Here is a 15,692-nt window from a genome sequence, read left to right as displayed (position 1 = left end):
ATACATTTTACGCACAATACCTTGACAAATTATAAGGTTTAATAAGAATAAATAAGGTGCTCCTCAGCACAAAACTACTGTTATCCCAATAAAATTATACAACCCACATCACCTTCATTGAAAACATAACCAATTTTGTATATCCACAATACGAAAACAAAAATTAAACCACAAAAAAAACAATGATTTATAGATTTATGCTTGATAACTTGATGATAGAAATCAAGAAGATTTAGATGTTGTGATTTTCTGTTCAACTCATGTTTAGCTCCTTGCACATCAAAAAATATTTCAAATGACAAATAGTTAATGGAATAAATATGAATAGTCGGTCGCATATGAAGTACATTTAAAATGGGGCAATGAAATGTTATTCAATGGTAAAAAATTATTGAACGATACCAGTCTATATAAACAATTATTTGAACAATCATCAGATGCGATGCTGTTAATCAAAGATAATCATTTTATCGCCTGTAATAAAGCCTCTCAACAAATGCTTGGCTGGGTAAATACTGATAATATTTTTCCAATATCTCCTGCCGACATTTCACCTAAAACACAGCCTTGTGGAATGAGATCAACCGAAAAGTCTAAAAGCATTATAGAAAAAGCTTATGATAATGAAGAGCATAAATTCGATTGGTGGCATATAAACGCAAATAAAGAAGTATTTCCTGTAGAAGTTAAATTAACCGCTATTTACCACAATAACGAGCGGTTTTTACATGTACTCTGGAGAAGTATTCCAACACACTATAATCAATATAAAAAGCTAAAAGTAGCAGAGTCGGTTCAGCATAATACAACTGACGCAATTATGATTACAGACCATAAGAATATTATTATTGATGTGAATCCTGCTTTTTGCAAAATTACCGGGTATACAAAAAAAGAAGCTATTGGGCAAAATTCAGGTTTTATGAAATCAGGCATTCAAGGTAAAAGCTTTTATCAACAAATGTGGCGATCTATAAACGATAAAGGCTTTTGGCGTGGCAATATTTGGGATAAGAAAAAGTCTGGTGACTATTATTCAAAAACACTAAGTATAAGTGTTATTAAGAATGAAAATAATGAAATAGTAAACTTTATAGGATTATTTTCGGACTCAACTGCACTATTAGAGTATGAAGATACCATTCAAAAACAAGCCAATTTTGACTCCTTAACAGGCTTTCCTAATCGTAGTTTTTTACTAAATTTACTGGAAGATAAAATTCTGACTGCTACAAGTGAAAATAGTACTTTTTCACTTGCCTTTATTGATATTGATAATTTCAAAATAATAAATGACACCAAAGGACACGCTTTTGGCGATCAAATAATTATTAAAATAATTCAATGTGTTAGAAACTGTATTGATGATAAAGATATTTTAGGTAGGATGAGTGGCGATGAATTTTTAATTATTTTTGATACTAACCAAACACTTACGATGATTAAAAATAAAATTCAACGAATTATCACGCTTTCTGATTTCGCTATTGAAATTGATTCAAATGATTTTTTTGTTACGTTGAGTGCCGGAATTAGTTCTTTTCCAAGCGATGGTATGGATGTTAGTACATTAATCGCAAATGCAGATATCGCCATGTATCATGTGAAACAAAACGGCGGTACAGATTACGCACTATATAATGATCGCCTAGGAAAAACCTTCCAAGAAAACAATGAATTAGAAGAAGAATTTATTAGTGCCATCAACGAAAGAAAAATTATTCCTTATTTTCAAGCCAAGTTAGATTTATCTTCAGGTCATATTGTTGGCTGTGAGTCTCTCGCTCGCTGGCAACGATCTAGTGGAGAATATGTATCACCTGAAATTTTCATTGAAATAGCAGAAAAAAAATATCGAATTAATCAACTCTCATCTCATTTATTTTTGACTACATTCAAGTCAATAGCCAGCATGCAACTCCCTAGCAACTTCATAATTTCAGTTAATGTCTCACCAATGGTTTTGCTAGACGATAACTTTCAAAGTGATTTCATCAATTACATTACTTCATCTAGCCTATCGCTAAACCAGATTGAAATAGAAATTACGGAAACTTGCTTGATTGAAGATTTTGAAAAAGTTAAAAATGTTTTATCTAGTTTAAGACGTATGGGAATACAGATAGCTATTGATGACTTTGGAACAGGCTTTGCTTCATTAAATTATTTAACGCAACTTGAAATAGACACGATTAAAATTGATAGAACTTTTATTAATCTTATAGATACAAAAGACAAATCCAACAGAATAATTGTTGAATCTATTATCTCTATGTCGCACAAATTGGGCTATAAAGTCGTAGCCGAAGGTGTTGAAACAATGGCCCAATTAAATATATTAAAAGAGCTACATTGCGATTTCATTCAAGGGTATTTACTATCAAAACCTTTAGATCACCTAGCATTTAATGAGTTTATTCAAGACTTTAACATCATTAATGAATATTGTTAAAGATGGAAAGCTAGCCAAACTAGAATGCCATCGTCAAGAACTAAAAACCTTCTAGCACTATCTTCCCTATTGATTTTCCTGATTCAATATCTGCATGCGCAGCACGTAAATTTGTCGCATTAATCCCGCCTAGGTGCTTACCTACTGTAGTTTGGAGATAGCCTTGATCAATTAACTCAGCAATACTATTCAGTAAATTATGTTGCTCATTGATATCCTCTGTTTGAAACATAGAACGAGTAAACATAAATTCCCAGTGTAATGACAAGCTTTTCGGTTTAAGTTTTTTAATATCGACAGATTGTGGATCATCAATTAAAGCTATTCTTCCCATTGGCGCTAACATTTCTACATAACTATCCATGTATGAATCCGTATGAGTTAAGCTAGCAACATGGGTTACTTGCCCAATATTCAATTGTTCAATTTGTGCAACTAACGGTTTTGAGTGGTCAACAACATGATCAGCTCCCAGTTTTTTCACCCATTCTGCAGAGCTATCACGAGAAGCCGTAGCAATTACAGTAGCGCCAGTTAAAACACTCGCTAATTGTACTAAAATCGAGCCAACACCACCTGCAGCACCAACAATCAGAAGAACATCCTTAGATTTATCTTTATTATCAGGTTGTTGCTGTTTAATTGCTAAACGCTCAAATAATAACTCCCAAGCAGTAATAGATGTTAATGGTAAGGCGGCAGCTTCACTATCAGATAAACTTTTAGGTTTATTACCCACAATACGCTCATCAACTAGTTGATATTCTGCATTACAACCTTGACGATTTAAATCGCCTGCATAAAACACACTATCACCGAGCTTAAAGTGAGTTACTAACTCGCCTACACCAACGACTTCACCCACAGCATCCCAACCAATAACTTTATATTCACTACCCTCAGGAGACACATTTTGACGAATTTTACAATCAACAGGATTAACTGCAATTGATTTAACACGTACCAATAAATCATGCCCTGAAGCCGTTGGTTGTTGCATCTCAATATCGACTAAAGAAGCAAGTTCGCTGATAGGTAAAGATTTTTCATAGCCAATGGCTTTCATGGTTATTCTCCGATACGTTTGTAATTAGCATTGATACTGAACTTATACTAAACAGATTAAAGATCCTATAAAATATTAAAAACTACTAAAAAATAGCTGAAATAAAATAGTAACAGTAAATCACTTGCAATTAAATAGACGACCGGTCTATTATATAAAAATAAGTAACATCGAGATAAATACAATATAAATGAATATACCAACAACCAAACCACGTCGTGGTAGACCGCCAAAAGCGTCTCATAAAAATAGAGATACTAAAGCGGAGTTAATCCGTAGTGGACTTGAGCAATTAACTGAAAATGGCTTTGCTTCATCTGGTATTGATAAAATTTTAAAAAAGGTGAAAGTACCTAAAGGCTCTTTTTATCATTATTTTGCCAGTAAAGAAGCGTTTGGTCAGGCTGTTATAGATAACTATGCAAAGTATTTTGCCAACAAGCTCGATACTTGTTTATTAGATGAATCATACCCGGCTTTAAAGCGCATAAGTAATTTTGTAGAAGATGCGAAAATAGGCATGATCCGCCATAATTTTAAACGCGGTTGCTTGGTTGGTAATTTAGGTCAAGAAGTCGATTTATTACCCGAAAGCTATAGAGAACAGTTAGTTGACATACTTCATTCTTGGCAACACCGCGTAGCACAATGTTTAACAATAGCGAAAACAGAAGATCAACTATCAGCAGCAGCTGATTGTGAATTACTCGCCGAATTTTTTTGGGTTGGTTGGGAAGGAGCGGTCAGCCGATCAAAACTAGTACAAAGCACCCAACCTTTAGATAACTATTTTAATTGTTTTATCTCGAGTTTACCGAGATAAAATTTACCATTTTATAGACGATCAGTCTAAATAAGGAGAAAACCATGTTCAGCGGTATTTTAATTGAAAAGAATGACGGCAATTATCAAGCAGCAGTGAAAAGCATTAATGAGAGTATATTACCTGAAGGTGATGTTACTGTTAATGTTTCACACAGCACCCTTAATTATAAAGATGCTTTAGCCATTACAGGAAAATCACCGGTAGTAAGAAAGTTCCCTATGATCCCAGGGGTTGATCTAGTTGGTACAGTCACGCACAGTGACAGTGAAAAATTCAAGATAGGCGATGCCGTTATACTCAATGGTTTTGGTGTGGGAGAGACTCACTGTGGCGGTTTAGCACAAAAAGCACGCTTAAAAAGTGAATGGTTAATACCTTTACCTAAAGCGTTTTCACCGCATCAAGCAATGGCGATTGGTACTGCTGGCTACACTGCGATGCTTTGCGTTATAGCACTTGAAAAACACGGTATAACACCTGATAAAGGTGAAATTTTGGTCACTGGCGCTAACGGCGGAGTTGGTAGTTTCTCAGTGGCGATATTAGCTAAGCTTGGCTATAAAGTGGTTGCTTCTACAGGACGAGTTGACCAAGCACAGTATTTAGAGAAACTAGGAGCATCCGAAGTTATTGATCGAAATACGTTATCTGAGCCTGGTCGTCCATTAGCCAAAGAACGATGGGCTGGAGCTATTGATTCTGCAGGCAGTCATACCTTAGCCAATGTTTGCGCTAGCACAAAATATGGCGGTGTTGTTGCTGCATGTGGTTTAGCACAGGGTATGGATTTACCTGCCACAGTGGCTCCTTTCATTTTACGCGGTGTCACTTTAGCCGGTATTGATAGCGTCATGCGCCCAATTGAAGATAGACTAGAAGCATGGCAACGCCTTGCTGACATTTTAGACCCGACAGTTTTTGATGATATTTCTACTGATATCACCTTAACAGAAGCGCTTACTGTCGCTGAAGATTTAATAGCAGGTAAAGTACGTGGTCGTGTCGTAGTAGATCTTAACAAATAATAGAATCTATTCTTATAAAATACTAATAGCGGTTTATCAGAAACGTGTAGCTGATCAATAACAACATTATCAGCTACACAATACTTTATAAAACAGATTACACAAACAGCTAAAATCAATCACCTTAATCACGATGAAACATCACAACTGAAAATTGATGACATTTGTCACATCAATGTGATGACAAAACTCTCTACAATCATTCTACCGTTTAGCCAATACTATCTACGTCAACTAAACAGGAGAATGACATGAACATCAACAAAACATTAATCACTTTAGCAGTAACATTACAAATGTCTTTTAGCGCAGTTGCAGCACAGGCTGACATTGATCAAATTGAAAAGGCTGCTAGCGTATTAGATATCCCAACATTACAATCTATTGCAACCAATGTGTCAGGCTACGACCAAGCACTCGCCTATTACCGTCTTGGTTTAAGTGCACACCTAAAAGGGCAGAATGCACTAGCGATAACAGCAATAGATCAAGCAATTAAATTGCTTGAACAACTTAATGAATCATTCATTAATAATGTAGAAGTAAAAGCATTATTAGCACAGGTTTACGGCTATAAAATTGCACTAGAGCCGATGAAAGGCGTAAATTATGGACCAAAATCAAATGCCATAATCTCTGAAGCAGAAGCGTTGGCGCCTAATAACCCTAGAGTACAGCTCGTTATCGGTATTAGTAAATTAAATACGCCAGAAATGTTTGGCGGTAGTCGCGAAGCAGCCTATCAGGCGTTTGACAAAGCTATCACTGCATATAATAACGCTGATAAAAATGCTAACTATAATTGGGGTCATGCTGAAACCTATACTTGGCGTGGACTTATTCATATGAAAAAAGGTGAAGTTGAACTAGCAAAACAAGACTGGCAGTTAGCATTAAACATTACCCCTGATTATGGCTGGGCTAAAATGTTATTAGCACAAAACCAATAACATAACTAAGAATCAATAAGTAATAATGGCATTATGCTAACTCACTGAACGCTTTTTGAGCTATCACTCAAAAAGCGCGACTTTGCCATAGCACATAATGTTATTTTCCAAGAGCAAAAAGGAATGAAAAATGACCGAAAACCCTTTAAAAGTAAAAGATGATCAACCGTTTGTTATCGACCCTATTGCCGATACTGGTGCAGCTAAATGGAGTTACTTTTCACTCACATTCTCATTATTCTATTTCTTTCATATCATTGCTAAGTATGAACAATATACAAATACCCAATTAATTACCGTATTTGTTATCTATATTTGCTTTATTGCCTTATTTTTTCAAGCAATACGGTCAACAGGGAAAGCTGTACTAAAACCGATTATTGCAATTGTTATATTATCAGCTGTCGGTGCAGCCATAAACCCAGGAACTAATGCATTATTTGGATACGCTGCCTTTTTTAGTGGTTACTATTTTTTAAGAAAGTATGCGGTTCTATTATTAATATTGAACTTAGCAGCACAAATTTCTTCCGCGTTAATACTTGATTTACTGAGCCCTTATTATCTTGGACCTTCGCTTGCTTGCTCATTTAGTCTGTTTGTCTATGGTATTTTTAGCCAAAAAGAATATATACATAGTTGTTTACAGCAAAAGAAAAATCAACAAATTGAACAACTAGCCGCGATTGCTGAACGAGAAAGGATTGCGCGAGATATGCACGACTTACTAGGCCATTCGTTATCATCATTAGCTTTAAAATCTGAACTTGCTGAAAAACTAGCAAATAAGCAACACTTTGAAGCCGCGACAAAAGAAATTTCTGAAGTTGCAAACCTTGCTAGACAAACATTGTCTGAGGTTCGTTTGGCGGTAACGGGCTTAAAACTGCAAGGCTTAAGTGCTTCGCTTCAAAAATTAACAAATGAATTAAAAAACATGAAATTCGACACTCAATGTTATATTGATGCCTCGAATTTACCACCAATGGTAGAATCGACCTTGATAATACTAAGTAAAGAATGGATAACAAACATTCTTAGACACAGTAATGGTAATAGTGTTTCTATTGCTATTAGCGCTGACGCTAATAACGTAAAATTGAATATTGGCGATAATGGTAAAACAACAAAAATAAAACCGGGTAATGGAATAGATGGAATGCGTTCACGGGTCGCAGAATTAGGAGGCTCTCTGGACATTAATTATAATGATGGAGTTAAACTTGCTGTAGTGATTCCATTACTTGCAACAATGAAAATAAACACAGAAACCAAGGACACAATTTCTATATGATTAAAATACTCGTCGTTGAAGATCAAGCCTTAGTACGTGGCGCTATTTGCAGCTTATTGGCATTAGAAGACAATATTGAAATTGTTGGCCAAGCTGAAAACGGCCAAATAGCACTGGATATGCTAAAAAATATTAAGGTCGATTTTATTTTAAGCGATATTGAAATGCCAATAATGTCAGGTTTGGAATTAGCAGAAAGAGTTCAAGCTGACTATACACATATTGATATCTTGATCATGACAACGTTTTCTAAGTCAGGATATATCAAACGTGCTATGGCACTCGGTGTAAAAGCCTTCATTCTAAAAGAATCGCCCACTGAGTATTTAGTAAACGCAATCAAACAAGTACAAAATGGACAACGAGTCATCGATCCAGAATTAGCATTAATGGCGTTAGACGACAACGATCCACTATCAAATAAAGAGCGTAAAGCCATTAAATTAGCCGGAGATGGCCTTAAAACCGCAGAAATTGCCCAGGCTTTATTTTTATCTGAAGGTACAGTTCGAAACTATTTATCCGAAGCCATATCTAAACTTAATGCAGTGAATCGTATTGATGCTGCAAGAATAGCCAAACAAAAGGGTTGGATTTAAGTTCGATTTTATAACGCTTAATATAAAAGACAACTATGAATATTTGTTCTTTTTGAGTACTTTCGGCAGAGATTGTTACAGGGTTGAGATTGACAGTATATGGTTATTTATATAAACCAGTATCATAACTTCACTTAAGTATTTAATATACTTGTAATATCCCCCATCACATTAAAAGCTAATTCAAAAGCTATTAAATTAGCACGTGCCGACTTTATATCTCCTGATTGATATTTATGCTGTATTTCTTGAGCAATCACATGAGCATCATCATGAGCTTGCTCAAGTTGCAATAATGACCTCTTATCAAATAACTGTTCTTGAATTTTCAAGCGAATCCAATTCCCACAGTGACACTCTTTAAGATTAAGGTTTGGCCAAGGTTTATCGTCTTCAGGTGGTGATAATATTTTATTTCTAAATCGATTTCGCCACTGCGAGGTAATTAGCGTAAATATCTCGATACTGCTTTCTTTACTATTAAGTTGTTTATTTCCACAAAGCAACCAACGCTGATTTGGAACATAATCTTTAAGCCACGAACATAAATCTTCAGCAGGCATAGGTTTAGCTATTCCATAACCTTGTGCTTGCTCACATCCCATTAATAGTAACATTAAGCCATGATTAGTTGTTTCAACACCTTCAGCGATAACTTGGCGATTAAATGATTTCGTTAGGGAAATAACACCATCAATAATTGAATAGTCACTTGGATCATCAAGCATATCTCGAACAAAACTCTGATCAATTTTAATAGTATTAATCGGTAGGCTCCTTAGGTGAGTTAACGAAGAATAACCTGTACCAAAATCATCTAAAGACGCACCAACACCTAATCTTTTTTGGCACTTCTCAATAATATTTGTAATCGTATTTAAATCACCTAACGCTGAACTCTCTAATATTTCTAATTGCAAAAATTGTGCATGTATAGAAGGATACGCCGCTAAGGATGCTTCAAGCACACTAAAAAATGAAGGTGAGTGCAGATGGTTTGATGATATATTAACACTTACTTCAAGTTCAATGCCTTGTAATTGCCATTTAGCAAGCTGCTGCAGTGCCTCATTTATAACCCAATCGCCAAGAACGCATTCTAACGAGGTACCATCAATATCAGGTAAAAAGTCTAGCGGTGGAATTAATCCTTTTTCTGGGTGAAACCAGCGTATTAAAGCTTCAACACCGAACACATCACCTGTTAGCATATTCACTTTAGGCTGATAGTACAATTGAAACTCACCATTAGCTAAAGCCTGCTCTATTTCTTCTAATTGTAGGTTCTTTTCAATTATACGTTGATCTGAATCTGGGCTGTACAATACAGAGCGATGCTTACCCGATAGTTTAGATTGATACATAGCGTGATCAGCATGTCGTAATAAAGTATCAATATCACCATCATCTAAAGGATATAAGGTAATCCCACTCGAAGCAGTAATATTATGTTGAATACCATCAATAAAATAAGGTAAAGCTAAAGCTTGATGAATACGCTGCATAGTTGATTCATATTGTGACGCTGATTTAATGTCATTTAAGAGAATAGCAAATTCATCCCCTCCTTGACGAGACACAGTATCCTCTTCCCTAATACAACTAGTGATGCGCTTTGCAACCTCAATTAATAAATGATCGCCCGCTTCATGACCATAATTATCATTTACAGGCTTAAAGTCATCTAGATCAAGAAAACAAACAGCCAATTGATGCCCAGTTCTTTTGCTATGTGCAATCGATTGATGAAAACGGTCAACAAATAAAGCTCTATTGGGTAAATTGGTGAGTACATCATAATGCGCCATTAAGTTAAGTTTATCTTGCTGATGTTTAATACTGGTAATATCAGAAAAAACAGCAACATAATGCGTAACTTCGTCATCATCATTGGTTAGTGATGAGATATTGAGCAACTCAGAATATAGCACCCCCTGTTTGTTTCTATTCCATACTTCACCTTTCCAATGTCCATGCTCTATGATTGACTGCCACATCTGTGCATAAAACTGCGAACTTTGCTTTCCCGAGCTTAAAATTCTTGGTGACTTACCAATAACATCTTCATGGCTATAGCCAGTTATTTTAATGAATGCCGGATTCACATCAACAATCACCTGATTGGCGTCGGTAATCATAATGCCTTCATGGGTATCGCTAAAAACTCTCGCTAACAACTGGAGTTTCTCTTCATTTTTCTTACGTTTAGTAATATCTTGAACAACAACAATATGACTATGAGGTTGTTCCCCAACTTGCCAAGTGGGGGAGATTGTCAACTTCACCCAAATAATATGACCATTTTTGTGAATATAACGTTTTTCTATCGTCACTTCACGTTGTGAACCATTCAGTATTTTTTCCCGACTACCAATACTATTTAGTAAGTCATCTGGATGGGTAAGTTCGGTAAAGTGCTTTTCATTTACCATCTCATCAACACTATAGCCGAGCATGTCGCAAAACCGTTGATTAATACGGATGAACTTACCTTCTTTGGCACTTATCAGAGCGACTCCAATAGCAGCTTGTTCAAAAATACTACGAAATAATTGTTCACTATCTGCTAACGACTCTTTCGACTTAACTTCTTCAGTTACATCACGAATAACACAAATAAGCTGGCCATTATGAGGAATGATATTGATACGAGCATCAAAATGCATAACCTGACTGTTGAGCATTAATTCATATTTAAAAGCAGTGAATTTGTTTACTTGTGAGAGCTTTTCAATTTTTTCTTGAAATATCTTGCCTATTTTTTTAGGTAAAACATCTTGCATTCGTTGGCCAATAAAACTTTGAGGGTTTTTATATAATTTATCTTTATTTTGTGTACGGCAGTCTAGAATAGTGCCATCAGACATCATACGAAAATAAGTGTCAGGCAGCGCATTAAATAAACTTTCTAGTTCAGCACTCTGGCGTAATAGATTAATACCAACTTGTTTTAATTCGGTAATATCTTGAACTATCCCTGACATCGCTTTGGTTTGCCCATTGATATCAAATGTATAGCCTCCGGAAACCAAAATACTACGAATTTCACCATCTTTTCGCATAATTTGGCATTCAAGATACCAATCTGTTTTATTTTCCCTTGCTTCTTGAAATTTTTTATCAACATAATCCCTTTCTTCCGGAATAATGTGCTCAAGAAACATTCCATAGGTCCACTTTGGCAGTAATGAACTATAACCAAATATTATGTCATGCCTTAACGAACGATAAGAAGATAAGTCACTAAGAATAAGTTCCCAACGCCCAATGCCACTTTGCTCTAAAACTAGATCTAGTCTACTTTTATTTTGTTGTGTCTGGTTTACCATAATCTGTCGTTGTTTCATATTCATGACCTAAATAACATAGCTGACAAGTCGACCATTATTAAGGACGTAAATATCAGTAACAAATACTTCACTATAAGAAACCTAACCATTTTTTAAGTTGCAATACATTTCAGTTATAAGGAGCTTTGCAAATTTAACTTTCAATTAAGCGCTATATCCAAGTATTGTCTTAATAGGAAGCAATTTATTGTTTAGCTTACATATTCAGTATTGTACAAAAACAAAAAATTACAATGTAAACCAAAATAGAAAATCAACTAGCGCATTAAGCCATTAACTCTAGCAAGATAATGAGCGCTTAAGTTTGATCTCCTTCAACTAATACGACGTTTTAATGCTTAATTTGCACACCAATTGAGTGTTTACTCGTCATTATGTACAAACACAGTAACAAGCTCATTTGTAACATTAAGTTGCTTAGAGCATTCATAGCGCTTATTCTTAATATTCTGAACCTCATAACAATAGACATTCTTATGTATATTCAAATATCAATGAAATCTATCCAAGCATTTATCGGTAGTATTATGCTGATAACAATCGCTGGATGCGCTCAACCATATAAATCAGAAAATACAGTACCAAACTCACTGCCTAAGCAAGAAAAGTTTAGTGTCATATTTGGAGGAACAGATGTTGGCAAACTATTAGTAAACCGAGATAAAAAAAATATCAATATCGACTTTTCATTTAGCAATAATGGTCGTGGTGCTAGCAGTAAAGAAACACTAACCTTAACAGATATGGGATTACCGACTGACTGGCGCATTACAGGAAAAACGGTTTTTGGTAATGAAGTGAATGAACAGTTTAACTTACAAGGTAATATGGCAAATTGGCTGAGTTCCGCTGAAAAAGGTAGTACCGAGTTTAACGATGCTGCAATATATATTGCACAAAACTCAAGCCCATATTCACTTTTCATATATGCTAAAGCATTACTAAATCAAACAAGTAAATCATTACCCGCACTTCCTTCTGGCAAATTAACCATCACTCCAGTCGACACTGTTAAACTTGGCGATATTAATAACAACATAGCCAATACTGTGATTTATGCCATCAATGGTATTGAACTCGATCCTAGTTATATTGCCCTTGATGAAAACCAACATATGCTTGCTTATTTATCTCCGCGTTTTGTAGTTATTCGTGAAGGGTTTGAAAAACAAAATAAAGTATTAAGTGATTTAGCCACTAGCTTAAACGCAAATCGATTTGAAAAAATAGCTAAAAAAACAACACACCAATATAAAAAACCCGTTCGTATTAATAATGTTAAAATTTTTAACCCTATTAACTTGCAACTCACATCCTCTCAATCAGTGTTAATTCAAAATAACAAAATTATAGCTATTGAGTCATCAATTAATGCAGCTAAAGATGGCGAAGTATTAATTGATGGTAATGGCGGCACATTAATTCCTGGTTTATATGAAATGCATGGTCACATGAGCGATAACGATGCCCTACTTAATGTTATGGCTGGTGTAACATCAGTAAGAGACATGGGGAACGAAATAGAAATACTCGACCCGTTAATTAATAAAATTGAAAACAATACAATCATTGGTCCACGTATTACTAAAAGTGGCTTTATTGAAGGTAAAAGCGAATTTTCAGCAGCTACGGGCGAAATAGCATCAACTGAACAAGAAGCGGTTGATCTTGTAAACATGTATGGTGAAAAAGGCGGATACTTTCAAATAAAAGTATACAGTTCAATTAACGGTGAATGGGTGCCCGCCATGGCAAAAGCCGCTAAAAATCATGGTATGCGTGTTACTGGGCATATTCCAGCATTCTCAACTGTTGATGATATGATTGCCGCAGGTTACGATGAAATTACCCATATCAATCAAGGCATGCTCAGCTGGGTACTAGAGCGGGATGAAGATACTCGAACACTTTATCGCATTACTGGCATGAAACGCTTTGTCGACTTAGATCTCAATAGCAAAAAAGTACAAAAAACCTTAAATACTATGGTCGAAAAAAATATTGCCGTTGATCCTACTATCGTCATTCATGAGTTTGGCCTAACAGCGAGAAATGGTGAAACTCGCATTGGCACTCAAGATTATATCGATAATATGCCTGTCGGCGTTCAAAGAAATGCCAAAATAGCACTATTAAATGTTGCAGATAAAGCAGAAGATATTGCTTACCAACTGGCTTTTGAAAAAATTATTGAAACACTGACCTTAATGCACAAAAAAGGAATTTTCCTAGTACCTGGCACCGATTTAGGTGGTGCTTTTGAGCTGCATAGAGAGCTAGAACTTTTTAAAAAAATAGGTATGTCTAACGCTGAAGTTTTACGCCGAGGCTCGTATGATATGGCTAATTATTTAGGCTATGGCGATCAACTTGGTAGCATTGAAGTAGGAAAGTTAGCCGATTTTTTCTTAGTGCCAGGCAATCCTCTTGCTGACTTACGCGCGATAAAAACAGTATCCATGGTTTCAAAAGATGGTGCTATTTATTTTCCTAGTGAAGTTTACCCTGAGTTTGGTATTAAGCCATTCACCACAATACCAAAGGTTTTTGAAGGTGACGAGTATAATAACTAACTGGAATTTTTATATAACGACAATATTAACCAAATGATGTATTTAACTATTCTCATCATTATAGAGAGCACTGTTGGCTAAGTATCAATGCACCACTTAATGTGGTGCTTAGTAAAACTCTATAATCGCCATAACTCAAATAACATATTTTTATTAAATAAAATCTTCTAAAAACCATGCTGAAAATTCATGCCTTCCTTCAACATTAGCTTTACTATAAAGAATAGAAGCTTGTTGTCGAACTGTTTTTTCTTTGGTATTTCTAACTGCGCTAATCTCTTTAAAACTCAAGCCCTTCAGTAATAACATACCGACTTCTTTTTCACTGGGAGTGAGTGACCACTCGTTGAATTGATTATGAATAACAACACCGTACTCATAACGAGCATTTTTCATTTCATCTGAAATGTTTTTCAGCTTATCGTCGGAAACCATTAATGCTTTTTTTAATGTCGATATATTAGATATTTTTTCATTAATATCTTTAATTAACAGGATTGCGCCAATGCCTGACACTATTACAATCAAGCTTTCTGAAATAATATGCCAACTAGGCGCCCCCATGGAAATATCAAAGAGGACATCAAAAAAATTTAAAACCATAATAGTAATTAACATTATAGTGATGAGTATATTTCTCATAAAAAGCCTAAATATCAGATAGCTAAAAATACAATAGACAAATGTACTATAGCGTTATAAAAAGAAAAAACTAACGAATGCCCAATGATTTATAATCGGATAAAAGAGATACTTAAAGCATAAAATCATTTTGGATATTATAAACAATATATTGAGAGGTTAATATGAATAGTAAACGTGAACCAGTTTTTGTGTGGAGTCGAAATGTTCGCCTTTTTCATTGGGTCAATGTGATCTCCATAACTCTACTCATCGCTGTAGGTTTAATCATTTTTAATGCTAAATCGTTAGGCGTATCTACTGATGGAAAAATATTACTAAAAACAATTCATGTTTATCTTGGTTATGTTTTTGCTATCAACCTTATTTTTAGATTAATTATTGGTTTTATCGGTAAAGCACATGAGCGATGGAGCAAAGTATTACCTTTTAACAAAGGTTTTTCAAAAGAGTTAATTGATTTCAAGCAACATAAACAAGCTGTTTATAAAGGACATAATCCCGCAGGAAAATTGATGGTATTCGCCTTGCTATCATTGATGTTTGTTCAAATGGTTTCAGGTTTAGTTATTGCAGGAACAGATATTTACTACCCTCCATTTGGCAAGTATTTTGCCCAAAGTATCGCTATTGATAAACAAAACATTGAAGCAATACAACCTTATTCAAAAGTGAATATTGATGAAAAAGCCTACACAGAAATGCGGGCTATACGCAGCCCTTTTATTACAGCCCATGTTTATGCATTTTACGGCCTACTATTTCTGATTCCTTTACATATCTTAGGTGTAATCATTGCTGAAAGAAGAGAGAAAACAGCGCTCGTATCTGCCATGGTTACTGGCTATAAATACCTTCCCAAAGAGCATTCAGAAAAATAATTGCTTTTCTGATAGACTTTAAATTCATTGTCTC

11 protein-coding genes are annotated in these 15,692 nt (G+C 35.1%); 8 read left to right on the top strand and 3 right to left on the bottom strand.

Annotated elements, in window-relative coordinates; translation table 11 throughout:
- Positions 1–367 precede the first annotated feature (367 nt).
- Positions 368–2,452 (top strand): EAL domain-containing protein, encoded by a 2,085-nt coding sequence (locus KO509_RS03140; RefSeq protein WP_215971826.1) that lies wholly within the window; start codon positions 368–370, stop codon positions 2,450–2,452.
- Between the two features lie 40 nt (positions 2,453–2,492).
- Here KO509_RS03140 and KO509_RS03135 read toward each other — a convergent pair whose 3' ends face one another.
- Positions 2,493–3,518, bottom strand: a complete 1,026-nt coding sequence (locus KO509_RS03135; RefSeq protein ID WP_215971825.1) for a zinc-binding alcohol dehydrogenase family protein — start codon at positions 3,516–3,518, stop codon at positions 2,493–2,495.
- A gap of 190 nt (positions 3,519–3,708) precedes the next feature.
- Here KO509_RS03135 and KO509_RS03130 point away from each other — a divergent pair, with 190 nt between their 5' ends.
- The 5 genes from KO509_RS03130 (at position 3,709) to KO509_RS03110 (ending at position 8,212) form a co-directional block, all read left to right on the top strand.
- A complete protein-coding gene (locus KO509_RS03130) occupies positions 3,709–4,341 on the top strand; it encodes a TetR/AcrR family transcriptional regulator (RefSeq protein WP_215971824.1) in 633 nt (210 codons plus the stop codon).
- Between the two features lie 44 nt (positions 4,342–4,385).
- Complete coding sequence (locus KO509_RS03125) at positions 4,386–5,369, top strand: MDR family oxidoreductase (protein ID WP_215971823.1); 984 nt, start codon at positions 4,386–4,388, stop codon at positions 5,367–5,369.
- Between the two features lie 251 nt (positions 5,370–5,620).
- A complete protein-coding gene (locus KO509_RS03120; RefSeq protein ID WP_215971822.1) occupies positions 5,621–6,319 on the top strand; it encodes a hypothetical protein in 699 nt (232 codons plus the stop codon).
- 130 nt (positions 6,320–6,449) lie between these two features.
- Positions 6,450–7,613, top strand: coding sequence for a sensor histidine kinase (locus KO509_RS03115; protein WP_215971821.1), 1,164 nt, complete (start codon positions 6,450–6,452; stop codon positions 7,611–7,613).
- Entirely contained in the window at positions 7,610–8,212 is a 603-nt protein-coding gene (locus KO509_RS03110) for a response regulator transcription factor (RefSeq protein ID WP_215971820.1), read from the top strand. The genes KO509_RS03115 and KO509_RS03110 overlap by 4 nt, the downstream gene beginning before the upstream one ends.
- 134 nt (positions 8,213–8,346) lie before the next feature.
- On the opposite strand, the gene KO509_RS03105 is transcribed toward KO509_RS03110, so the two are convergent.
- Entirely contained in the window at positions 8,347–11,559 is a 3,213-nt protein-coding gene (locus KO509_RS03105; RefSeq protein ID WP_215971819.1) for an EAL domain-containing protein, read from the bottom strand.
- A gap of 479 nt (positions 11,560–12,038) precedes the next feature.
- Between KO509_RS03105 and KO509_RS03100 the strand changes: the two genes are divergently transcribed.
- On the top strand, positions 12,039–14,135 hold the full coding sequence (locus KO509_RS03100; protein WP_215971818.1) for an amidohydrolase family protein: 2,097 nt from the start codon (positions 12,039–12,041) through the stop codon (positions 14,133–14,135).
- Between the two features lie 153 nt (positions 14,136–14,288).
- Here KO509_RS03100 and KO509_RS03095 read toward each other — a convergent pair whose 3' ends face one another.
- Positions 14,289–14,777, bottom strand: a complete 489-nt coding sequence (locus tag KO509_RS03095) for a LuxR C-terminal-related transcriptional regulator (RefSeq protein ID WP_215971817.1) — start codon at positions 14,775–14,777, stop codon at positions 14,289–14,291.
- A gap of 164 nt (positions 14,778–14,941) precedes the next feature.
- Here KO509_RS03095 and KO509_RS03090 point away from each other — a divergent pair, with 164 nt between their 5' ends.
- Positions 14,942–15,658: a cytochrome b/b6 domain-containing protein gene (locus KO509_RS03090; protein WP_215971816.1), complete on the top strand. Its 717-nt coding sequence runs from the start codon at positions 14,942–14,944 to the stop codon at positions 15,656–15,658.
- The last annotated feature ends 34 nt before the right edge of the window (positions 15,659–15,692 follow it).

This window comes from Colwellia sp. C2M11 (assembly GCF_018860915.1).
In the GTDB taxonomy this organism is placed as follows: Bacteria; Pseudomonadota; Gammaproteobacteria; order Enterobacterales; family Alteromonadaceae; genus Colwellia.
This window is presented reverse-complemented; position numbering and strand designations above follow the sequence as displayed.

Bases quoted from the DNA above. Each gene is read 5' to 3' on its own strand.
- KO509_RS03140 (WP_215971826.1), top strand. From the start codon at position 368: ATGTTATTCAATGGTAAAAAATTATTGAACGATACCAGTCTATATAAA.
- KO509_RS03135 (WP_215971825.1), bottom strand. From the start codon at position 3,518: ATGAAAGCCATTGGCTATGAAAAATCTTTACCTATCAGCGAACTTGCT.
- KO509_RS03130 (WP_215971824.1), top strand. From the start codon at position 3,709: ATGAATATACCAACAACCAAACCACGTCGTGGTAGACCGCCAAAAGCG.
- KO509_RS03125 (WP_215971823.1), top strand. From the start codon at position 4,386: ATGTTCAGCGGTATTTTAATTGAAAAGAATGACGGCAATTATCAAGCA.
- KO509_RS03120 (WP_215971822.1), top strand. From the start codon at position 5,621: ATGAACATCAACAAAACATTAATCACTTTAGCAGTAACATTACAAATG.
- KO509_RS03115 (WP_215971821.1), top strand. From the start codon at position 6,450: ATGACCGAAAACCCTTTAAAAGTAAAAGATGATCAACCGTTTGTTATC.
- KO509_RS03110 (WP_215971820.1), top strand. From the start codon at position 7,610: ATGATTAAAATACTCGTCGTTGAAGATCAAGCCTTAGTACGTGGCGCT.
- KO509_RS03105 (WP_215971819.1), bottom strand. From the start codon at position 11,559: ATGAAACAACGACAGATTATGGTAAACCAGACACAACAAAATAAAAGT.
- KO509_RS03100 (WP_215971818.1), top strand. From the start codon at position 12,039: ATGTATATTCAAATATCAATGAAATCTATCCAAGCATTTATCGGTAGT.
- KO509_RS03095 (WP_215971817.1), bottom strand. From the start codon at position 14,777: ATGAGAAATATACTCATCACTATAATGTTAATTACTATTATGGTTTTA.
- KO509_RS03090 (WP_215971816.1), top strand. From the start codon at position 14,942: ATGAATAGTAAACGTGAACCAGTTTTTGTGTGGAGTCGAAATGTTCGC.